Consider the following 19,776-nt stretch of genomic DNA (forward strand, 5'->3'; position numbering starts at 1 on the left):
GTCAGGACTCCATCTGGCGCGTGCGCGGGTCGAGGTAGGCGTAGACGACATCGGCGAGGATGTTGGCCACGAGCACAGACAGCGTGATCACGAGGAACACGCCCTGCATGAGGGCGAAGTCCTTGGCGTTGGTCGCGTCGAGCAGCAGCTTGCCGACACCCGGATAGCTGAACACCATCTCCATCACGATCGTGCCGCCCACGATGAAGCCGATCGACAGCGCGAAGCTCTGGATCTGCGGCAGCACCGCGTTGCGAGCGGCATAGCCCCAGAGCACCCGCTTGTTGGGCATGCCCTTCGCCTGCGCGACCGTGATGTAGTCGTCGTCGAGCACCGTCAGCATCATGTTGCGCATGCCGAGCACCCATCCGCCGAGCGAGGCGACCACGATGGTCAGCGCCGGGAGCGTGCCGTGCATGATCACCTGGCCGATGAAGTCGAGACTCCATTCCGGCGACTGCCCCTTGTCGTAGGCATGCGATGACGGGAACCACTTCAGGGTCGAGGAGAAGATCGCGATCGCGATGAGTCCGAGCCAGAAGTACGGGATCGTGTTGAAGAACGTGGTCACCGGGATGATCGCGTCGAGCCTGCTGCCCCGCTTCCATCCGACGACGGCTCCGAGCAGCGTGCCGATCGCGAAGGAGATGATGGTCGCGATGCCGACCAGCCCGAGCGTCCAGGGCAGGGCGGCGGCGAGCACCTCGGCGACCGGCCGCAGGCCGTGCAGGGTCGAGATGCCGAGGTCGCCGCGCAGCAGCATCCCCCAGTACTCGAGGTACTGCTGCCAGATGGACTTGTCGGTGTCGATGCCGAGCAGCACGCGCAGCGCGTCTGCCGCCTCGGGGCTCACGTTGCGGTTGCGCGCGAGGTACGAGCTGACCGCGTCGCCCTTCATGAGGCGGGGCAGGAAGAAGTTGATCGTGATCGCCGCCCACAGTGTGAACAGGTAGAACGCCGCGCGACCGGCGAAGAAGCGCCACGGCACCGGCCGCCTGGTGCGCTCTGCCGTGGTCGCCGTGGTGCCGACCTCGAGGGCATCGCGGGCGACGAGGTCGTTGTCGTCGAGCTGGGGGAGAGCGGAGCTCACAGCGCGCCTCCGTTCGATGCCGCTGCAGCGAAGTGCTTCTCCGGATCGGGAGAGGCCGCGCGCAGCTCGCGGGTGTACGGATCCTGCGGGTTGAGGATCACATCGTCGGCGGTTCCGTACTCGACCACGCGCCCCTGGTTGAGGACCATGATCTCGTCGCTGAAGTGCCGGGCGGTCGCCAGGTCGTGCGTGATGTAGAGCACACCGAGTCCCTCTTCGCGCTGCAGATCGGCGAGCAGGTTCAGCACGCCGAGCCGGATGGAGACGTCGAGCATCGACACCGGCTCGTCGGCGACGAGGAGCGAGGGACGCGAGGCCAGGGCACGGGCGATGGCAACGCGCTGCCGTTGGCCGCCCGACAGCTCGTGGGGGCGGCGGTCGATCACCGCGTCCGCATCGAGGCGCACCCGGTCGAGGAGCCGACGCACCTCGTTCTCGGTCTCCTTCTTCGGCACCACGTCGTCGAGGCGGATCGGACGCTCCAGGTGGTAGCGGATCGAGTGGTACGGGTTGAGCGAGGCGAACGGGTCCTGGAACACCATGCGCAACTGCTGGCGGTACTTCCGCAGTCCCCTGCCGCGGCGCGGGATGGGCTTGCCGTCGAGCAGCACCTCGCCGCTGGTCGGGGTCTCGAGCTGGGTGAGGATCTTCGCGATCGTGGACTTGCCGCTGCCGGACTGGCCGACCAGGCCGATCGTCTGGCCGGACGTCAGGGTGAAGCTCACGTCGTCGAGGGCTTTGATCTGCCCGGCGCCTCGGACGTTGTACGCCTTCGTGACATTGCGGAACTCGAGGGTGGTCATCGCACCAGCACCCCTCTCTCCCCGGTGAGCCGGGGGAACGACGACAACAGGGTCTTCGTGTACTCGTGCTCCGGCTGCGTCCAGATGCGCTCTGCCGTATCGAGCTCGATGATCTCTCCTTCGCGCATGATCGCGATCCGGTCGCTGATCTCCAGCAGAAGCGGAAGGTCGTGGGTGATGAAGATCACCGAGAAGCCGAACTCGTGCCGCAGCTGAGAGATCTGCTTGAGGATCTCCCGCTGCACCAGCACGTCGAGCGCGGTCGTCGGCTCGTCCATGACCATCAGCTGCGGACGGAGCGCCAGGGCCATGGCGATCATGACGCGCTGGCGCATGCCGCCGGAGAGCTCGTGCGGGAAGGAGCGCACACGCTGACGGCCGACCTTGACGATCTCGAGCAGTTCCTCGGCCTCGGCACGCCGCTGCTTGCGGTTCATGTCGGGGCGGTGGATCTCGAACACGTCCTCCAGCTGCGAGCCGATCGTCGCGACGGGGTTGAGGGCGTTCATCGCGCCCTGGAACACCATCGACACCTTGTCCCAGCGGAATCGCTGCATCGCGTCGACGTCCAGAGCGTTGATGTCGATGTCGATGCCGGTCACGTCGTGGAAGGTCACGCTGCCGCCGGTGATGACGGCCGGAGCGCGCAGCAGGCGCTGCACCCCGTAGGCGAGCGTGGTCTTGCCGCATCCGCTCTCCCCGGCGAGGCCCAGGATCTCGCCGCGCTGCAGTTCGAGGGTCACGTTCTTCACCGCCTCGACGGGCGGATCGACGTCGTACACGACGGAGAAGTCGCGCACGGTGAGCAGGGGGTCTGGCATGGGGGTGTCCTTCGTGGGGGCGGGCCCTTCGACAGGCTCAGGGACCCAGATGGGGTGGCTGAGCCTGTCGAAGTCCCGGCTGTGGGTGGCTGAGCCTGTCGAGGTCCTACTCGGCGGGCTTCAGCTTCGTGAGGATCTGCACGATGTTCGGCTGCGTCGGGTCGGCGGACGCGTAGGTGTCGTCCTCCGAAGGCCAGCCGACGTAGTTGCGCGTGTTGAACTCGCCCAGCAGCGGGTGGGCGCCCAGCGGGATGGCCGGCACCTGCTCGGAGAAGATCGTCTGCAGCGTGTCGATGGCGGTGGTGCGCTCCTCGTCGGACGAGGCGTTCGCGTAGGTGTTCAGGGCGGCGGTCGCCTCCGGGTCGTCGAAGCGACCGAAGTTGAAGCCGGCCTTGCCCTCGGGGGAGATCCACCGCGGATCCATGGTCGAGGTGTAGAGGCCGTACGCCGTGCCGCTGTCCTCCAGCCAGTGGATGATCGCAGAGAACGTGCCGTTGTCGCGGGGATCGGCCCAGCCGCCCCAGTCGGGCATGTCGATCTTGACCTCGGCGCCGATGCTGTCCTTCACGTCCTCGGCGATGAGCTCCTGCGCCGTGTTCCAGTCGCTCCAGCCGGACGGGACGGAGAGCGTGAACGAGACGGGCGTGCCGTCGGGGTCGATCAGGGCGTCGTCCTTCCAGGTGTATCCGGCGGTCTCCAGCAGGTCACGCGCCTTCTCGGCGTCGACCTTGTAGTCGACTCCCTCGAACTCCGGCTGGATCTCGTCTTCGAGGATCGACGACAGTCCCGTCACGGACCAGACCGGCTCGCTGGCACCCTCGCGCGCGATGTCGACGTAGGCGTCGCGGTCGATCACCCAGGCGAGCGCCTGACGGAAGGCGGGGTCGTCGAACGGCTTCTGCTGCAGGTTCATGAACAGCGTGGCCGAGCCGGTGGTCGGGGAGGCGAGGAACTTGTTGTGCTCGGGGTCGGCCGAGAGGAACTGCTCCTCGATCTGCGGGATGAACGCCTGCGCCCAGTCGGCGTCGCCGTTCGCGAGGGCCGTGGTGAGGGCGGTGTTGTCACCGTACGAGACGTAGTGCAGCTCGGGCACGGCGAGGTCGCCGCCCCAGTAGTCGTCGCGCGCGTCGAGCGTGACCGACTCGGTCGACCAGTTCGCCATCGCGTAGGGGCCGGTGCCGACGAGGTCGTCGCCCTTGACGGGGTCGGTGGCCGGGTCCTCGAACTTCTCCCAGATGTGCTTGGGGACGATCGGCACGTGCAGCACGCGTGCCTGGTTGACGTACTTGGAGTCGCCGAAGCTCAGCACGACCTTGTCGCCGTCGACCTCGGCGCCCTCGTACTTGAGGCCGGCGGTGTCGAGGGCGGGGATCGAGGCGGTCTCGAACGAGAAGACGATGTCGTCGGCCGTGAACGGCTCGCCGTCGCTCCAGGTGACGTCCGCGCGCGGGACGACCGTGAGCTGCGTGTAGTCGTCGTTCCACTCGAGGCTCTCGGCGAGCCATGGCGTGGTACCGCGATCTCCCGTCTGGTTCACCAGGGCCAGGGTCTCGAACACGACCTTGGCGTAGCCGTACTTCGACGCGGCGGAGTCGCCGACGAACGGGTTGTTCGACTCGGTGGTGATCGCACCGTCGGGCTTCGCGATGGTGAGGGATGCGGATCCGGCGCCGTCGCCGGATCCACCGCCGGCCGAGCAGCCGGCGAGGGCCGACACACCGAGCGCGGTGATCGCGGTCGCGGCGATCAGAGACTTTCTGAGCTTCATTGCTTCTCCTAGGCACGGGTCTTTGTGCTGTGTCGCCGGCGAACGGGGGTCCGCCGGCCGTCGTGATTTGCTTACTGTCGAGAAAGTAAGCTTCCGTGAGGTTACCGAGTAGTAAGTTTGACCGCAAGCACAGTCCGACGATGGAGAGGAGGCCGCGGTGGCAGACAGCGACCAGACAGTGCGCGTGCGCCCGGCGACGCTCGAGAAACGCGAGCAGATCCTCAAGGCCGCGATCGAGATCTTCGGCAACAAGGGCTCGACCAACGGGACCCTGGCGGACGTCGCCGAGCAGGTCGGCATCACGCACGCCGGCGTGCTCCACCACTTCGGCTCGAAGCAGAAGCTCCTACTCGAGGTGCTCGCTTACCGAGACAGGGACGATGTCGCCGGCCTCGCCCAGAAGCACATCCCCGGGGGACCGGAACTGTTCCTGCACCTCGTGCGCACCGCCTTCACGAACGAGAAGCGGCCGGGCATCGTGCAGGCCTACACGGTGCTCTCGGCGGAGTCGGTCACCGACGAGCATCCCTCGCGCCCGTTCTTCGAGGAGAGGTACACGACACTGCGCCGCGAGGTCACGGCCGCGTTCGACGAGCTGTGCGCCCAGGAGGGCGTGCGCGACCCCGACTCAGTCGCTGCCGCCTCCGCCGCGATCCTCGCGGTGATGGACGGGCTGCAGCTGCAGTGGCTCCTGCACCCCGGGGCGATCGAACTGGGCGCGACCAGCGAGTTCGCGATCCGGGCGATCGTGAACGCCGTGCTGCACCCCGGCCCAGACCTCACGAACTACACATCCCCCGCCTGATCCCCCCTACCCGCGGCACCGAGACCCATGCGCCGCGCCGAAACCCATCGAGCCAGACGCTTGTGACAGTGGGTCTGGGCGGCGACCATGGGTCTCGGCAACGCGGGGCTGCCCGGCTAGGCTCGGGCCATGACGATCGACCTCGAAGCGCTCTACATCGACCTGCACCAGCACCCCGAGCTCTCGTTCCAGGAGACGCGCACCGCCGGCATCGCCGCCCAGCACCTGCGCGACCTCGGCCTCGAGGTCGAAGAGGGGGTCGGCGTCACCGGCATCGTCGGTGTGCTCCGCAACGGCGAAGGTCCGGTGGTGTGGGTGCGCGCCGACATGGACGCGCTCCCCGTCGAGGAGCAGACCGGCCTGTCGTACGCCAGCACCGCGAAGGGCGTGGATCCCGCGGGTACGACGGTTCCCGTCATGCACGCGTGCGGCCACGACATGCACGTCACCGCGATGGTCGGCGCGGTCGAGAAGCTCGTCGCCGAGCGGTCCGACTGGTCGGGAACCCTCGTCGTGCTGATCCAGCCCGCCGAGGAGTACGGCGCCGGAGCGCGCGCGATGCTGGACGACGGGATCCTCGACCGCTACCCGAAACCCGACGTGGTGCTCGGTCAGCATGTGACTCCGCTCCCCGCCGGTGTGATCGGCGTGCGCAGCGGCACGCAGATGGCCGCCTCCGACGGACTCACCGTGACCCTGCACGGCCGCGGCGGACACGGCTCCCGCCCGCACGCCACGATCGACCCCGTCGTGATGGCCGCCGCCACCGTGATGCGTCTGCAGACCATCGCCTCACGCGAGATCGACCCGCAGGGCGTCGCCGTCGTGACCGTCGGGTCGATCCACGCGGGACTGAAGAACAACATCATCCCCGCCGAGGCGAAGCTCGAGCTCAGCCTGCGCTACCCGAACGAGGAGACGCGCGACAAGGTGCTCGCGAGTGTCGAGCGCATCGTGCGGGCCGAGGCCACGGCCTCCGGCGCCGAGCGGGAGCCCGAGATCCGCACCGACCACACGCTGCCCGCCACGATCAACGACGAGGATGCCACCGCCCGGGTCACCGCGGCGCTGCAGCGCGCCCTGGGCGAGGCGGCCGTGATCGACCCCGGCATGTTCACCGGCAGCGAGGACGTGTCATGGTTCGCCCGCGATGCCGGAGCACCCCTCGTGTTCTGGTTCTGGGGCGGTATCGACCCCGCCCGGTTCGCCGAGGCCGTCGCTGCGGGACGCCTGGGCGAGGACATCCCGACGAATCACTCGCCGTTCTTCGCGCCGGAGATCCACCCGACGATCGAGGTCGGCGTCACCGCACTGTCGGCCGCGGCCCGGGAGTTCCTCGCCTAAGGATCGGAAGGATCTGGTTCACGCGACTGCTCGCCGCTCCCGCAGGAAGACGTGCAGGCCGAGTGCGTTTCGCTTGCTCCGTTGCTCGACAAGGAGATGACGTCGCAGGAGGTTTGTCACACCGACGGGAATCGGGTCCATCGCGTTGGTCCGCTTGACGTCTTGCGAGCCGAAGCCGGCCAACAGCGTCATGGACCCGTCGTCCGTGTCCCTCACCTCGACGCGGGCATAGTCGGTGTCGAGGCGGATCAGTACTCGAGAGATCGACTCCCAGGGGAACGATCGCTCCGACCCGGCTCCGACGATTCGTAGCCCCTCGTCATCCCACTCGATGACGTAGCGCTTCCTCCGCCAGGCGAAGATCCACAGCAGGGCGAGCACGATGACGATCCCCAGGCCGCCGGCGACCAGGACGACACCGGATCGGCCGAACATGACGTCGGTCTCCAGCGAGATGGCGATCAACGCCGCCGCGGCACCGCCTCCTCCCACGATGATGCAGCCGACGATGATCGCGACGAGCTGGATCATGGAGACTCGTGTCGCCCGGATCGTCAACCGGTACCCGTCGGTCCCCGGCCGGATCGTCTCCCACATCCGTTCACCCCTACATATCGAGAGAGCGTCGTCAGCTCGCTCTTCTTCGCTCAGCCGCCGATCGCGTTCATGCCGCGCGCGGGCTGCAGGAACGAGGGGTCGTCGATCGCGTGCCCCGGCAGCTTGCCATGCACGCACGAACGCAGCAGTGCGGCGATCTCGTCCGCGCGTTGCCCCGGCGCGGAGGCCGACTCTCCGCGCAGCAGCCCGGTCAGGTCGTACTCGGCGAGCGAGAACAGGCAGTTGCGCAGTTGCCCGTCGGCGGTCAGCCGCAGACGATCGCAGGCGCCGCAGAACGGGGCGGTGACCGAGGCGATCACGCCGACCTCGTGCGGCCCGCCGTCGATCCGCCACTTCTCGGCGGGAGCGCCACCGCGGCCCTCGACCGGCTCGAGGTGCCAGCGTTCTCCCAGCGAGGCGAGGATCTCCTCGCGCGTGACCATCGAGGCGCGGTCCCAGGTGTGCCCGGCGTCCAGCGGCATCTGCTCGATGAATCGGAGCTGAGCGCCCACGCCCATCGCGAACTCCACGAGATCGACCAGCTCGTCGTCGTTCACGCCGCGCATGGCGACCGCGTTCAGCTTGAGGGGACGGAGGGACGAGGCCGCAGCCGCCTCGATACCCGCGAACACGTCGTCGAGGCGGTCGCGGCGGGTGAGGTCGGCGAAGCGCTGGCGGTCGACCGTGTCGATGCTGATGTTGAGGCGCGTGAGTCCGGCATCGATCAGGGCCGGGAGCTTCTGGGCGAGGCTGATGCCGTTGGTGGTCATCGCCACCTCGACAGGGCCCTCCTCCCCCTCGATGCGCGCGATGCGCCGCACGACGTCGACGATGTCGGTGCGCAGCAGCGGTTCGCCGCCGGTGAGACGGAAGGTGCGGATGCCGAGAGCTGCGGCGACCTCCGCCACCTCGACGATCTCGTCGGTGGAGAGGATGCTCGTGCGGGCGAGCCACTCGTTGCCCTGCTCGGGCATGCAGTACGTGCAACGCAGCGAACAGCGATCGGTGAGGGAGATACGCAGATCGCGATGCACACGGCCATGCGTGTCGACGAGACCTCCCGTGAGGCCGGCGGCATGAGATGCGGGCTCGGTGCGCGGCGCGCGCATGCCGATGACCACCGGCACGGCCGTCACGGTGCTCCCCCGCTCCCCGTCATGTTCCGAGACTAACCCCCGGAGCAGCGCGCGGGGGCGGCTCGGCGGCGACGACCGGCACATTGTCAGTGTTCCGCCCACGACCGCCCGGGGCGACGACTCAGCGCAGGGGAACGAACCGCACATGCTCGGGCTCGATCCGCAGCTGGACGGTCTCGCCGACGAGCAGTCCTGCGGCATCGGAGACAGAGAGGTCGACGACGCACGACCCGGTCTGCAGCCGGACGCCGGTGACCGTGGGTTCGAGCCGGTCGACCTCGGCGATCCATCCACCGCCGTCCGAGCCGTCGACCAACCGCACGTGCTCGGGGCGGAACACGGCGATCAGCGGCGTTCCATCGTCCTCGGCGAGCGCGCGCGAAGCGGGATCCGCGCTGGTCAGCCGCACCTCACCACCCCGCCACGCGCCCCCACTCGCGACGCCGACCAGGCGATTGACGCCGGCGATCGAGGCGACGAAGCCCGACGCGGGTGCCGACAGCACGTCGCGGACCGGCCCGCTCTGTGTGACCCGCCCCGACTCGACGACCAGGAGGCGCTCGGCCAACGCGACCGCATCAGCGGCATCGTGGGTGACCGCGATCGTGGTGACCCCGGCGAGCTGGTCGCGCAGCATCTGTCGGATCTCGCCCGCCGTCACCGGGTCGAGCGCCACCAGCGGTTCGTCGAGCAGCACCGCGCGCGGAGAGGCGGCGAGCGCCCTGGCGACGGCCACGCGCTGCCCTTCACCACCCGAGAGCTCATGCGGCATCCGGTCCCCGGATCCGGCGAGCCCGACGCGTGCGAGCCACTCATCGGCAGAGTCTCGCGCGGCACGGGCGTCCGTACCTGCCGCCCGAGGGCCGAAGGCGACGTTCTCGCGGACGGACAGGTGCGGGAACAGACGCGCATCCTGGCCGAGCAGCACGACCCCGCGGTTCATCGGCGGCGTCCGCACCCGTGGTGAGGCGACGCGGTCGACGACCCGGCCGGCGACCTCGATCTCTCCCGCGCTCAGCGGCTCGAGGCCCGCGAGTGCCTGCAGCAGGGTCGATTTGCCCGCGCCGCTGGGCCCCATGATGGCCATGGTCTCCCCCACCGCCACCTGCAGAGCGACGTCGACGGCGAAGTGCTCGCGATCGACCACGATGTGTGCGCGCAGCCCCGGCGCCTCGGCCCGGGTCTCCCTTCCCGTCATCGTGCGGCCCCCGGTCGCCAGCCGCGCACGAGAAGCAGCACGACGATGGCGGTCGCGAGCAGCAACAGGGCGAGCGCGACCGCCGTGCCCTGCGAGACTCCCGCACCGTTGAACGCGGTGTAGATCGCGAGCGGCATCGTCTGGGTGACTCCCGGTCGATTGCCTGCGAACAGCGCCGTCGCACCGAATTCCCCGATCGCCCGCGCGAAGCACAGCACGACGCCAGCCACGATCCCCGGTGCCGCGATCGGCAGGGTGATGCGGCGCAGGATCGTCCATCGTCCGGCTCCGAGGGCCGCGGCCGTGCGCTCGTGGTCCACGCCCGACGTGCGCACGGCACCCTCGACGGCCAGGACCAGGAAGGGCAGCGCGACGAAGGTCTGCGCCAGCACCACGGCGGGAGTGCTGAAGGAGAGGCCGAGCCCGCCGAACCACCCCGCACGTCCGAACAGGTACAGCAGCGCGACGCCGCCCACCATCGGCGGCAGCACCAGCGGCACCGTGACGACGGCGCGGAGCACGGCGGCGAGCCGGGGGCCGGAACGGGCGATGTACAGCGCGAGCGGAACGCCGACGACGATGCAGAGCAGCGTGGCGACGAGGCCGGTGCCGAGCGAGAGGAGGAGAGCAGAGAGGGCTGCCTGCGACGTCACATCGGCCAGGAACGTCGACCACTGCACACGCGCGACGAGAGCGATCAACGGCAGGATCAGGAAGGCCAGACCGATCGCAGCGGGGATGGCGAGCGCCCGCGGAGCGTACCCTCGACCCCCTGCTGCACTCATGGGGCTCCGAAGCCGAAGTCCGCCAGGATCTTCTGTCCGGCGGCCGACAGCACGAACGCCACGAACGCATCAGCCGCCTCGGCGTTCGGCGCGTCCGAGAGCGCGGCGATCGGGTAATGGTTGACGACTTCGTCCGCACCATCGGGCACGACTGCCTCGACATCGGAACGCCCGATCACGTCAGTGGCGTACACGAGTCCGGCATCGGCCTCGGACGCGGCGACCTTCGTGAGCACCGCCGTCACGTTCTGCTCGAGGCTGGACGCATCGACCGTCACATCCGCGGCGGCTAGCAGCTTCGCGGAAGCAGCACCGCACGGCACCTCCGGTGCACACAGCACCGTGGTCACGTCGGCCAGATCGGCGAGCGTCTCGACGCCGCCCGGGTTCCCGGAAGGCACCGCGATGACGAGGGTGTTGGAGGCGAACAGCGTCGGATCCGCGGTGACGTCGGCGGCCTTGCCCATGTTCGCCTCGTCGGCCGAGGCGAACACATCGGCCGGTGCGCCTTCGAGGATCTGCGTGACCAGCGTGGATGAGCCGTCGTACACCGGGCTGAACCGCACCTCCGGATTCTCGGCGACGAACGCCTCGCCGATGGCATCGAAGGCGCCGCTGAGCGATGCGGCGGCGTAGACCGTGAGGTCTCCACTCAGGCTGCTCTGCTCGGTGGTGGCCGATGGCGACGGCGTGCTCCCTGCCGTGCTCGCACAGCCGCCCAGGGCGAGGACGGCGGCGGCGAGGACGAGGACGGTGGAGCGGCGGAGCGTGCGGTTCATGTCAGTCTTTCGGGACCTCGACGACGACCTGCGTCGCCTTGACGGATGCGGTGGCGAGGGAGCCCACCTCGAGCTGCAGATCGCGGGCCGCCTCAGCGGACATGAGCGAAACGACGCGATGCGGCCCTGACTGGATGTCGACCTGCGCCATCAGCCCGTCGATCTGCACGCGCGTCACGATGCCGAGGAAGCGATTGCGGGCGCTGGAGAGCACGCTCCCGGCATCCGACTCCTCCGCGGCGAGCGCCTCGGCCCGTGCCGCGAGCGCGTCACCGGGGATCTCCGCCGGCGCCGCATCGGTGACCGGCAGCAATCCCTGCTCGATCCAGCGACGGACGGTGTCGTCGCTGACGCCGAGCAGTTGCGCGGCCCGGGCGATCCGATAGGTCTGCATGACAGGAATCTACCGCACGAGCGGAGAGATCAGGTCGATAGTTCCGATTCTGCGACAATCCGTCGTGTCCCCCGAATGGCCGATACCGCGCGGGCGGGTTCTCCGCCATGATGGCTCTCGATGACGGCGCCGAATCAACCACAGGACGGGCTGTCCGACTTCGCGGAGCTGATGGCCCGCGAACAGGAGTTCTCCACCCCTGACCGGATCCCCCCGGAGGTACGCAGACGGCGACGGCGCCGCGGCCTCGTCGCCACCGCCATCGTCGTCGTGCTGCTGCTTGCCGCGGCGGGCGGCTACGTCGGGTGGGCACTCACCGCTCCCGTGAGTCCGCCGGCGGTGTCGACGCAGATGCCGCAGGTCCCGGCAGCCGCTCCGGCATCGATCACCACGCCCCCGGCGGATGCCTCGGCGCTCAGCGTCGCGGGCGCTGACGTCTATCTCGGCGAAACGGCGAACGGCGTCTGGTCGTCGAGCGGCACGGGCGAGCCCCTGCCCATCGCGAGCATCACCAAGCTCATCACCGCCCTGGTCATCCTCGATGCCTCCCCGCTCGCCTCCGCCGACGACCCGGGTCCCACCATCACTTTCAGCAAGGCCGATCACGACCTCTACGACCGTTACTACGTCCTCGGGGCGACGATCGCCCCCATGCCCACCGGCACCTCGATGTCGCTGCGCGATGCCCTGGCCGCCATGCTCATCCCCTCGGCCAGCAACTACGCCGATGCACTGTCCTCCCGGATCTTCGGGTCGCAGAACGCGTTCCTCGGCGCCACGCGAAACTGGCTCGCCGCCCACGGGCTGACCGGCACGACGATCACCGAGCCCACGGGCATCAGTCCCCGCAACACCAGCACACCCACCGATCTCCTCGCGATCGGCAAACTCGCCGCGGCGAACCCCGTCATCGCCCAGATCGTGGCGACTCCGTCGATCACGCTTCCCGGCGCCGGCCTGCTCCACAACACCAACGGCCTCCTCGGGACGACGGGGATCACGGGATTGAAGACGGGCACGTTGGGCGAGGGCACCTACAGCCTGCTGTACACCGCGAGTCTCGCCGTCGGCACGGCCGAGCCGCTCGCGGTGACCGGGGTCGTACTCGGGGGAGCGTCGCGCGAGTCGGTCAACGCCGGTGTGCTCGCGGTGCTCGACAGCATCCGCGCCGGGTTCCACCAGGTGCCGGTCGCGTCGGCAGGGCAGAAGGTGGGCACGATCACGACACCCTGGGGAGACAGTGCCCAGCTGCTCATCGACGAGGACGCGACGATCTTCACCTGGTCGGACACACCGGTCGTCGTGACGATGGACATCAAGACCCCGCCGACCTATCGCGACGGCACGGAGGTGGGAACCGTCACCTGGACCGCCGGCCCGAACACCGTCACCGCTGCAGTCACGATCTCGGGCACCATCGACCAGCCGACGGAGTGGTGGCGGCTGACGCATCCCTCCGAGCTCGGTGCGATGACGGAGACCGAGGGCTGAAGACACAGTCGGCGGAGCGGGCATACGCTGAACCCATGCAGCCTCTCGTCGCCCCTGCCGCCGCGCTGGCGCCGGAAGAACTCGTCCGCACTGCGCGGCATGCGGTCCTCACCGGCATCGGCGAGGAAGGCCAGCGCCGCCTGAGCGCGGCTCGTGTCACCGTCGTCGGCGCGGGCGGGCTCGGCTCCCCCGTGCTGCTCGCCCTCGCCGCCGCGGGGGTCGGCACGCTCACCGTGATCGACGACGACGTGGTGGAGCTCACCAACCTGCAGCGTCAGCTCGCCCATCGGGTGGAGGACATCGGTGTCGCGAAGACCGCATCCGCCGCGCGCGCGATCGCGTCTCTCGCCCCGCAGACCGTCGTGCACCCGGTGTTCGAACGCCTCGACAGCGCCAACGCCGAGCGGCTCCTCGCGGGCGCCGATCTCGTGGTCGACACGAGCGACTCGTTCGCGACCCGCCGGGATGTGGCCGCTGCGGCCGAGGAGCTCGGACTCCCGCTCGTGTGGGGTGCCGTGCAGGAGTGGCACGCGCAGGTCACTGTCTTCTGGTCGACCCCGCCGGAGGGAGAGTCGGTGGTGCTCGCGGACCTCTTCCCGCTGGGCACCGAGGGCGAGCCACCCAGCTGTGCCCAGGTCGGGGTGCTCGGGGCGCTGTGCGTGCAGGTGGGCGGGATGTTGGCCGGCGAGGTGATCAAGCTCGTCACCGGCGCCGGTGAACCGCTGCTCGGGCGGCTCGCGATGATCGATGCGCTGACCTCCCGGCAGCACGAGATCTCGATCCGCCCGGCATCCACAGCATCGGGGGTGTCGGCATGAGCGGCCGCCGCACGGTCGAGGAGCAGCTCTCCCGCGTGCTCGACGCGGTTCGCGTCGTCGAGCAGGTCACGCTCCCGGTGGCGGATGCCGCAGGACGCACACTCGCCGCACCCGCCGCGGCCGCCCACGACATCCCCCTGTTCGACAACTCCGCGATGGACGGGTTCGCGGTGCGCGGTGCGGACGTCGCGTCGGCCTCCGAGCAGAACCCGGTGACGCTGCGTGTGGTCGCCGACCTCCCTGCCGGCGTCGCCCTCGACCCGGCGCTCGGCCCTGGCGAAGCCGCCCGCATCATGACCGGTTCTCCCACGCCCACCGATGCCGACGTGATCGTGCCTTTCGAGGACACGGCCGGTGGCCTCGCCGACTCCCTCGGAGAGGTGACGGTGCTGCGCGCCCCCGCCAGGCCCGGCGTGTTCGTACGCCGGCGCGGCGCCGACCTGCACGCAGGCGATGAGGTCGTGCACGCGGGTGAACGCCTCGGGCCCTTCCAGCTCGCCGCAGCGGTCGCCGCGGGCGTCGAGGCGGTCTCGGTCACCCGTGCGCCCCGCGTGGTCGTGGTGTCGACCGGAAGCGAACTGCTCGGACCGGGAGACGCACCGGTGCGCGGGCGCATCCCCGACTCGAACGGCCCCCTGCTCCAGCAGCTGGTCGCCGACGCCGACGCCGAGGTCGTTCTGGTCGCGCGCGTTCCCGACGAGCCCGAGGCCGTCGGAGCCGTCACCGCCGAAGCCACGGCCCTAGGCGCGGACGTGATCGTCTTCACCGGCGGCGTGAGCGCAGGCGCCTACGAGCCCGTGCGCGGGGCCTTCGACGGCGGCGGACAGGTCGATTTCAGCGCGGTCGCGATGCAGCCGGGCAAGCCTCAGGCCTTCGGGGTGCTCGAGGGTGGGTGCCTGGTGTTCGGCCTGCCGGGCAACCCCGTCAGCGTCGCCGTGTCGTTCGAGGTGTTCGTGCGACCCGCGCTGCTCGCGATGCAGGGACGGAGCGAGATCCACCGCCCGCATGCGCCGTTCACCGCGGATGCCTCGTGGACGCCTCCCCCTGGCCGCCGCCAGTATCTTCCCGCCGTCGTCGACCTCGCCGCGCGCACCGTGCGTCCGGCGACCGCGGGCGGATCGGGATCCCACCTCGCCGGAGGCCTCGCTCGCGCGCACGCGTTCGCGATCGTGCCGGCCGAGGTCGAGACGGTCGCCGTCGGCGACGTGATCGATGTCATGCTGGTCGGATGAGTTTCCCTCACCTCGACGCGGCCGGCCGCGCGCACATGGTCGACGTGACCGCGAAGCAGCCGACCGTCCGCACCGCCACCGCCCGCGGCTTCGTGCGCTGCAGCACCGATGTGATCGCCGCCCTGCGCGACGGGACGATGCCGAAGGGCGACGTGCTCGCCGTGGCACGCATCGCGGGTATCCAGGCGGCCAAGTCCACCCCTGCGCTGCTGCCGCTGGCACACGTGATCGGGGTGCACCGGGCGAGCGTCGACCTCGAGATCGTCGACGACGGCGTGCGCATCGAGGCCACGGTGGGCACCGCCGATCGCACCGGTGTGGAGATGGAGGCGCTCACCGCCGTGTCGGTCACCGCTCTGGCGGTCGTCGACATGATCAAGGGCATGGACCGCGCCGTGGTGATCGAGGACGTGCGCATCGTGGCGAAGTCGGGTGGGCGCTCCGGCGACTGGGTGCGTCCCGGCGAAGCATCTCCCGGAGAGACCCACGCCGATGGAGACGCCCGATGACTCGGGTGCGCTACTTCGCCGCGGCCGCGGAGGCTGCCGGTGTCGACTCCGAGGAGCGCGCCGAGACGACACTCGTCGCGCTGCGCACCGCCGTGGTCGCCGAGCATCCGGCGCTGGCCGACATCCTTCCGCGCTGCGCCGTCATGGTCGATGGAGTGCGCAGCGACGACGACCTCGCCCTCGACGACGCCGAGCTCATCGACGTTCTCCCGCCCTTCGCCGGCGGCTGAGCGCACGCGACCTGCCGCGTCTGCTGGTCACATGCATGACCGGGGGACACCTGCATGATCGCTGGGCGGCGTTTCCTCCGGCAGACGTCAAAAGCTCATGCAAGTGCCGCAACGGAGTCAGCCGCCGATGCCCTTCCACGACGAGGTCCCGTCGACCTCGAGCTGACGCTTCCACACGGGGAGGTCGCTCTTGATCGCCTCGATGACCGCTCGGCACACCTCGAACGCCTCGGCACGGTGTTCGGAGGCGACCGCGATCACGACAGCCGCATCGCCCACATCGAGCCGCCCGATGCGATGACTCACCGCCACCACGGCAGGGGCTTCGGATCCGGCCCCCGCTTCGGCGGCGATGCTTCGCAGCGCGGCTTCGGCATCGGGATGGGCGCTGTACTCCAGCCCGACGACCGGCGTCTCGGCATCCGGGTCGTTGTCGCGCACCCGGCCGACGAAGGTGGTCACCGCGCCGAGTCGAGGGTCTTCGACCGCGGCGAGGTGCGCGTCGAGGTCGAGGCGCTCCTCCGTCACCGCAGCGATTCGTACGTCGTTCATGAGTGGTCTCCGCCCTCCACCTGGTCCAGGATGTGCCCGGCGACGCCGAGCACCACGGGTACGCCGGAGGCCACGGCTCGCGTGGATCCGGGCAGGTTCACCACGAGCATCCCCGCGGGATCGACGACGCCGGCGAGACCGCGCGACAAGATCGAGAGCGGGGTGTCGGCGAGTCCGCTGCGACGCAGCTCCTCCGCGATCCCCGGGATCTCCCTGGTGATCACGCGCCGGGTGCCCTCCGGCGTCAGATCACGCGGCCCGACACCGGTACCGCCGGTGGTCACGACCAGGCGGATGCCACGGGCGACGGCTCTGCGCAGGGCGTCCGCCACCGAATCGATCCCGTCCGCCACGATCTCGGCGTCGGGGCAGTGCCATCCCGCGTCACGCAGCAGCCCCACGGCGATCGGACCTCCCCGATCCTCACGCTCCCCCGAGAAGGATCGGTCGGAAACCGTGATCACGAGTGCGGGGAGCGGGCCCATGGCTCCCACCCTAGGCCCGCGAGGTCGGCTGTGCACCGGACTCAGTTGACCCGGATGAGCGAACGCTGCCATCCCGAAGATCCGTTCGGGGCGATGGGGGCGCGCTCCTCGATCTGCAGATCGCCGTTCTTGTTGACCGCGCGCACGGCGACGTAGTGCGTGCCAGGGGTGGCATCCCACTCCATGAACCACTGCACCCACGTGTCGTCGTTGATCGGAGCCGACAGCGTCGCCGGCATCCAGTCACCGTTGTCGATACTGACCTCGACGCGTTCGATCCCGACCGACTGGGCCCAGGCGACACCGGCGATCGGGATCTTCCCCGCCGCGACCGCCTCCCCGATCTTGGGAGTGTCGACGCGCGAGGCGAACTTGATCGGGGCCTCTGCGCTGTACCCGCGGGGCGTCCAGTACGCCTCGTCCTTGTCGAAGCTCGTGACCTTCAGCTCGGTGAGCCACTTGGTCGCCGACACGTAGCCGTAGAGCCCTGGCACCACCATCCGCACCGGGAAGCCGTGCTCGAGGGGCAGCGGCTCTCCGTTCATGCCGACCGCCAGGATCGCATCGAGGTTGTCGTCGGTGAGCGCCGAGAGCGGCGTGCTCGCGGTATAGCCGTCGACGCTGCGCGAGAGCACCATGTCGGCCCCGGATTTCACGCCCGCCTTCTTCAACACGTCGCGCAACGGCACTCCGAGCCACTTCGCGTTGCCGACGAGCTCGCCGCCGACCTCGTTCGACACGCAGGTGAGCGTGATCGCATACTCGTCGAGGCCCATGTCGAGGAGATCCTGGAAGCTCATCTCCACGCGCTGGTCGACCATACCGTCGATCACGAGTCGCCAGGTGTCCGGGTCGATCGAGGGGACCGTGAGCGCGGTGTCGACGCGGTAGAAGTCCTTGTTGGGGGTGAAGAGCTTGCTGAGGCCCGGGATGTCGAGCTCCGCACCCTGCGGCACCGTGACCCTGGTCTTCGGGGTGGGGAGCTTGAGCGCGCTACGGATCGCCTCGACCGACGACACGGCCATGCTCACCGTCCGTGCCGTGATCCCCACGACCAGCGCGGATGCTCCGGCGAGCGCGGCGAGGACGAAGAATCGGCGTCGGTCGATGCCGGGTCGAGCGGGCTCGACATCCGCCGGCCCGACACCGCCGTCCTCCGGCTCGGCGATTACCGCGCCGGAGTCATGGGCACCGGCGGCTTGCGCCCCGGCGGTGCTGCCGGCTTCCGCCCCGGCGGTTCGGCCGGCTTCCCCGACGGCAGTGCGGGCGTCCCTCCACCCGCGCAGACGGCGGCTGAGGAGCACGAGGATGATCGACCCGGCGACGGTTCCGAGCACCGGAGGCAGGAAGGCCAGGGGTGACACGGCCGCCCTGGTCACGATGGCGGCGGTGGAGAGCACCCCGGCGACGACGAGTGCGATCACGCCGAGCGGCGGGCGCACGAACTGCAGGATGCCGGCAATCGCCGAGGCGATGAGCACAGCGAGACCGAGTCCAGCCAGCAGAGCGATCTTGTCGTACTCGCCGAAGGTGGCGATCGCGAACTCCTTGAAGGGCTGCGGCACGATGTCGATCACGAACCCGCCGACCGCGAGGATCGGGCTGGCGGCACGCGCGAAGAGCAGCGCGAACAGCTCGGCCGTGGCGAGGAACACCCCGCCGCCGATCACACCGGCCAGGGCCGCCCAGACGAGGAACCTCTTGCCACTGCGGCGTTGCGCCATGATCGTCTCCTGTTCCACCGTCTCCGATGTGCTCCCCGCTTGTTCGGAGCGACGGCGAGATCGGATGTGACCGATCAGGAGTCGGTGTCCGCCGGTCAGAGACGACGCACGGTGATGGCCTCGCGTCCCTGGAACTGGCGCAGGGTGCGCATGCACCTCGAGCACAGGATCTCGACGCGACGCGGGTGGCCCTCGCCGCACACGCAGTCCACGGTGACACGCCACTTGGCCTTGCGTCCGCACGGCTGGTAGCCGTCGTCGTCGCCGTGGTCGCACTCGCATCGCTGCGACCCACGATCGATGCCGGGGAGGTCGTCGACGTCGAGTCTCTCGTCGACGGCGCGATCATCGTCGACGGACACGGCTTCCTGCGTTCTCACCACCTGCCGATGCTCCCAGGGCCGCCCCGTGGGCGCAACAGCGTCGCGCACGGGCGCGCCCCGGTCAGACTCCGACGACGTGGGGACTGGAGGGTGCGTCCGGGGTGGACTTCGGAGCCGGAGGCGGCGGGGGCGCGAGCTGGCGCTGCGGCACCCCGTGCGCCTCACGGTGCAGGCGCTCCATGCGGCTGTCGAGCTCCGACGCCGCTTCCGCCGCATCAGAGAGGCTGTCGACGAGGTGCGAGGGCACCTGGTTGGAGAACTTGTAGTAGATCTTGTGCTCGAGGCTCGCCCAGAAGTCCATGGCTATCGTGCGGAACTGCACCTCGACCGGCACCGAGAGCGCACCTGTCGACAGGAAGACGGGCACCTCGATGATCGCGTGCAGGCTCTTGTAGCCGTTGGCCTTCGGGTGGGCGATGTAGTCCTTGACCGTGCGCACGGTGACGTCGTCCTGCGCGGTGAGCAGGTCGAACAGCCGGTACACGTCGGCGACGAAGCTGCAGGTCACCCGCACGCCGGCGATGTCGGTGATGTCGGCACGGATACGGTCGAAGTCGGGCTCGTCGATGCCCTTCCTGGCAAGCTTCTCGACGATGCTGTCGGGCGACTTCAGACGGCTCTTCACGTGCTCGATGGGGTTGTACGCGTGGTCGTGCGTGAACTCGTCTCGCAGGATCGAGATCTTCGTCTCGACCTCGCGCATCCCGAACTCGTACTCGCGCAGGAACCGCTGCAGCTCGTCGCGCAGCTCGCGGGCCTGGTTGATCGTGTCCTCGGTGACGTGAACGGTCGTCATGTCCTCGACGTTACGGCTTCGTGATCGGAAACCGCT

The 19,776-nt window shown here is 69.5% G+C and carries 22 protein-coding genes; 7 read left to right on the forward strand and 15 right to left on the reverse strand.

Annotated features, from left to right (window positions below):
• Position 1 precedes the first annotated feature (1 nt).
• The 4 genes from MOX01_RS17075 to MOX01_RS17090 all read right to left on the reverse strand — a co-directional run bounded on the left by MOX01_RS17075 (position 2) and on the right by MOX01_RS17090 (position 4,482).
• Positions 2-1,090, reverse strand: coding sequence for an ABC transporter permease (locus MOX01_RS17075; RefSeq protein WP_046746803.1), 1,089 nt, complete (start codon positions 1,088-1,090; stop codon positions 2-4).
• Positions 1,087-1,893 carry an ABC transporter ATP-binding protein gene (locus tag MOX01_RS17080; RefSeq protein ID WP_046746802.1) on the reverse strand — a complete coding sequence of 269 codons (807 nt, stop codon included), beginning with the start codon at positions 1,891-1,893 and terminating at the stop codon, positions 1,087-1,089. The genes MOX01_RS17075 and MOX01_RS17080 overlap by 4 nt, the downstream gene beginning before the upstream one ends.
• Positions 1,890-2,714 carry an ABC transporter ATP-binding protein gene (locus MOX01_RS17085; protein WP_061015111.1) on the reverse strand — a complete coding sequence of 275 codons (825 nt, stop codon included), beginning with the start codon at positions 2,712-2,714 and terminating at the stop codon, positions 1,890-1,892. The genes MOX01_RS17080 and MOX01_RS17085 overlap by 4 nt, the downstream gene beginning before the upstream one ends.
• A 106-nt stretch (positions 2,715-2,820) precedes the next feature.
• The gene (locus MOX01_RS17090; protein ID WP_017831277.1) at positions 2,821-4,482 is read right to left on the reverse strand and encodes an ABC transporter substrate-binding protein; all 1,662 of its coding nucleotides are present in this window, start codon (positions 4,480-4,482) and stop codon (positions 2,821-2,823) included.
• A 157-nt stretch (positions 4,483-4,639) separates the two neighbouring features.
• On the opposite strand from MOX01_RS17090, the gene MOX01_RS17095 reads away from it, so the two are divergent.
• The gene (locus tag MOX01_RS17095) at positions 4,640-5,287 is read left to right on the forward strand and encodes a TetR/AcrR family transcriptional regulator (protein ID WP_141370713.1); all 648 of its coding nucleotides are present in this window, start codon (positions 4,640-4,642) and stop codon (positions 5,285-5,287) included.
• A gap of 129 nt (positions 5,288-5,416) precedes the next feature.
• Complete coding sequence (locus MOX01_RS17100; RefSeq protein WP_061015113.1) at positions 5,417-6,631, forward strand: amidohydrolase; 1,215 nt, start codon at positions 5,417-5,419, stop codon at positions 6,629-6,631.
• Positions 6,632-6,649: 18 nt separating this feature from the next.
• Here MOX01_RS17100 and MOX01_RS17105 read toward each other — a convergent pair whose 3' ends face one another.
• The 6 genes from MOX01_RS17105 to MOX01_RS17130 form a co-directional block, all read right to left on the reverse strand.
• Positions 6,650-7,228 (reverse strand): hypothetical protein, encoded by a 579-nt coding sequence (locus MOX01_RS17105; protein ID WP_141370715.1) that lies wholly within the window; start codon positions 7,226-7,228, stop codon positions 6,650-6,652.
• A gap of 50 nt (positions 7,229-7,278) precedes the next feature.
• Positions 7,279-8,364, reverse strand: coding sequence for a GTP 3',8-cyclase MoaA (gene moaA, locus MOX01_RS17110; RefSeq protein ID WP_371861872.1), 1,086 nt, complete (start codon positions 8,362-8,364; stop codon positions 7,279-7,281).
• Between the two features lie 121 nt (positions 8,365-8,485).
• Positions 8,486-9,562: an ABC transporter ATP-binding protein gene (locus MOX01_RS17115; RefSeq protein WP_141370717.1), complete on the reverse strand. Its 1,077-nt coding sequence runs from the start codon at positions 9,560-9,562 to the stop codon at positions 8,486-8,488.
• Positions 9,559-10,347, reverse strand: coding sequence for a molybdate ABC transporter permease subunit (gene modB, locus MOX01_RS17120; RefSeq protein WP_141370719.1), 789 nt, complete (start codon positions 10,345-10,347; stop codon positions 9,559-9,561). Before modB ends, MOX01_RS17115 begins: the two co-directional genes overlap by 4 nt.
• Entirely contained in the window at positions 10,344-11,126 is a 783-nt protein-coding gene (gene modA, locus MOX01_RS17125) for a molybdate ABC transporter substrate-binding protein (protein ID WP_141370721.1), read from the reverse strand. The genes modB and modA overlap by 4 nt, the downstream gene beginning before the upstream one ends.
• Position 11,127: 1 nt before the next feature.
• Complete coding sequence (locus MOX01_RS17130) at positions 11,128-11,520, reverse strand: TOBE domain-containing protein (RefSeq protein ID WP_058631999.1); 393 nt, start codon at positions 11,518-11,520, stop codon at positions 11,128-11,130.
• 120 nt (positions 11,521-11,640) lie between these two features.
• Here MOX01_RS17130 and MOX01_RS17135 point away from each other — a divergent pair, with 120 nt between their 5' ends.
• Genes MOX01_RS17135 through MOX01_RS17155 form a run of 5 tightly spaced genes read left to right on the forward strand, consistent with a single transcriptional unit; the run spans position 11,641 to position 15,800 of the window.
• Entirely contained in the window at positions 11,641-13,011 is a 1,371-nt protein-coding gene (locus tag MOX01_RS17135; RefSeq protein WP_058632000.1) for a D-alanyl-D-alanine carboxypeptidase family protein, read from the forward strand.
• Between the two features lie 35 nt (positions 13,012-13,046).
• Positions 13,047-13,829, forward strand: coding sequence for a HesA/MoeB/ThiF family protein (locus MOX01_RS17140; RefSeq protein WP_058632001.1), 783 nt, complete (start codon positions 13,047-13,049; stop codon positions 13,827-13,829).
• Positions 13,826-15,061, forward strand: coding sequence for a molybdopterin molybdotransferase MoeA (locus tag MOX01_RS17145; protein ID WP_141370723.1), 1,236 nt, complete (start codon positions 13,826-13,828; stop codon positions 15,059-15,061). The genes MOX01_RS17140 and MOX01_RS17145 overlap by 4 nt, the downstream gene beginning before the upstream one ends.
• The gene (gene moaC / locus MOX01_RS17150) at positions 15,058-15,570 is read left to right on the forward strand and encodes a cyclic pyranopterin monophosphate synthase MoaC (RefSeq protein WP_046746789.1); all 513 of its coding nucleotides are present in this window, start codon (positions 15,058-15,060) and stop codon (positions 15,568-15,570) included. Before MOX01_RS17145 ends, moaC begins: the two co-directional genes overlap by 4 nt.
• Entirely contained in the window at positions 15,567-15,800 is a 234-nt protein-coding gene (locus tag MOX01_RS17155) for a MoaD/ThiS family protein (protein WP_046746788.1), read from the forward strand. The genes moaC and MOX01_RS17155 overlap by 4 nt, the downstream gene beginning before the upstream one ends.
• A 117-nt stretch (positions 15,801-15,917) precedes the next feature.
• Here the strand turns inward: MOX01_RS17155 and MOX01_RS17160 are convergent, their stop codons facing one another.
• The 5 genes from MOX01_RS17160 to MOX01_RS17180 form a co-directional block, all read right to left on the reverse strand.
• Entirely contained in the window at positions 15,918-16,352 is a 435-nt protein-coding gene (locus MOX01_RS17160; RefSeq protein WP_046746787.1) for a molybdenum cofactor biosynthesis protein MoaE, read from the reverse strand.
• Positions 16,349-16,837, reverse strand: a complete 489-nt coding sequence (locus MOX01_RS17165; protein ID WP_061016217.1) for a MogA/MoaB family molybdenum cofactor biosynthesis protein — start codon at positions 16,835-16,837, stop codon at positions 16,349-16,351. The genes MOX01_RS17160 and MOX01_RS17165 overlap by 4 nt, the downstream gene beginning before the upstream one ends.
• A 41-nt stretch (positions 16,838-16,878) precedes the next feature.
• Positions 16,879-18,561: a molybdopterin-dependent oxidoreductase gene (locus MOX01_RS17170; RefSeq protein WP_141370725.1), complete on the reverse strand. Its 1,683-nt coding sequence runs from the start codon at positions 18,559-18,561 to the stop codon at positions 16,879-16,881.
• A gap of 95 nt (positions 18,562-18,656) precedes the next feature.
• Entirely contained in the window at positions 18,657-18,944 is a 288-nt protein-coding gene (locus MOX01_RS17175) for a hypothetical protein (protein ID WP_141370727.1), read from the reverse strand.
• A 61-nt stretch (positions 18,945-19,005) separates the two neighbouring features.
• Positions 19,006-19,740 (reverse strand): GTP pyrophosphokinase, encoded by a 735-nt coding sequence (locus MOX01_RS17180; RefSeq protein WP_141370729.1) that lies wholly within the window; start codon positions 19,738-19,740, stop codon positions 19,006-19,008.
• Positions 19,741-19,776 lie beyond the last annotated feature (36 nt).

Origin of the sequence: Microbacterium oxydans, assembly GCF_006540085.1 — a bacterium.
In the GTDB taxonomy this organism is placed as follows: Bacteria; Actinomycetota; Actinomycetes; order Actinomycetales; family Microbacteriaceae; genus Microbacterium; species Microbacterium oxydans.

Bases quoted from the DNA above. Each gene is read 5' to 3' on its own strand.
- MOX01_RS17080 (WP_046746802.1), bottom strand. From the start codon at position 1,893: ATGACCACCCTCGAGTTCCGCAATGTCACGAAGGCGTACAACGTCCGA.
- MOX01_RS17085 (WP_061015111.1), bottom strand. From the start codon at position 2,714: ATGCCAGACCCCCTGCTCACCGTGCGCGACTTCTCCGTCGTGTACGAC.
- MOX01_RS17090 (WP_017831277.1), bottom strand. From the start codon at position 4,482: ATGAAGCTCAGAAAGTCTCTGATCGCCGCGACCGCGATCACCGCGCTC.
- MOX01_RS17100 (WP_061015113.1), top strand. From the start codon at position 5,417: ATGACGATCGACCTCGAAGCGCTCTACATCGACCTGCACCAGCACCCC.
- MOX01_RS17105 (WP_141370715.1), bottom strand. From the start codon at position 7,228: ATGTGGGAGACGATCCGGCCGGGGACCGACGGGTACCGGTTGACGATC.
- MOX01_RS17115 (WP_141370717.1), bottom strand. From the start codon at position 9,562: ATGACGGGAAGGGAGACCCGGGCCGAGGCGCCGGGGCTGCGCGCACAC.
- modB (WP_141370719.1), bottom strand. From the start codon at position 10,347: ATGAGTGCAGCAGGGGGTCGAGGGTACGCTCCGCGGGCGCTCGCCATC.
- modA (WP_141370721.1), bottom strand. From the start codon at position 11,126: ATGAACCGCACGCTCCGCCGCTCCACCGTCCTCGTCCTCGCCGCCGCC.
- MOX01_RS17130 (WP_058631999.1), bottom strand. From the start codon at position 11,520: ATGCAGACCTATCGGATCGCCCGGGCCGCGCAACTGCTCGGCGTCAGC.
- MOX01_RS17135 (WP_058632000.1), top strand. From the start codon at position 11,641: ATGACGGCGCCGAATCAACCACAGGACGGGCTGTCCGACTTCGCGGAG.
- MOX01_RS17140 (WP_058632001.1), top strand. From the start codon at position 13,047: ATGCAGCCTCTCGTCGCCCCTGCCGCCGCGCTGGCGCCGGAAGAACTC.
- MOX01_RS17145 (WP_141370723.1), top strand. From the start codon at position 13,826: ATGAGCGGCCGCCGCACGGTCGAGGAGCAGCTCTCCCGCGTGCTCGAC.
- moaC (WP_046746789.1), top strand. From the start codon at position 15,058: ATGAGTTTCCCTCACCTCGACGCGGCCGGCCGCGCGCACATGGTCGAC.
- MOX01_RS17155 (WP_046746788.1), top strand. From the start codon at position 15,567: ATGACTCGGGTGCGCTACTTCGCCGCGGCCGCGGAGGCTGCCGGTGTC.
- MOX01_RS17160 (WP_046746787.1), bottom strand. From the start codon at position 16,352: ATGAACGACGTACGAATCGCTGCGGTGACGGAGGAGCGCCTCGACCTC.
- MOX01_RS17165 (WP_061016217.1), bottom strand. From the start codon at position 16,837: ATGGGCCCGCTCCCCGCACTCGTGATCACGGTTTCCGACCGATCCTTC.
- MOX01_RS17170 (WP_141370725.1), bottom strand. From the start codon at position 18,561: ATGGCGCAACGCCGCAGTGGCAAGAGGTTCCTCGTCTGGGCGGCCCTG.
- MOX01_RS17180 (WP_141370729.1), bottom strand. From the start codon at position 19,740: ATGACGACCGTTCACGTCACCGAGGACACGATCAACCAGGCCCGCGAG.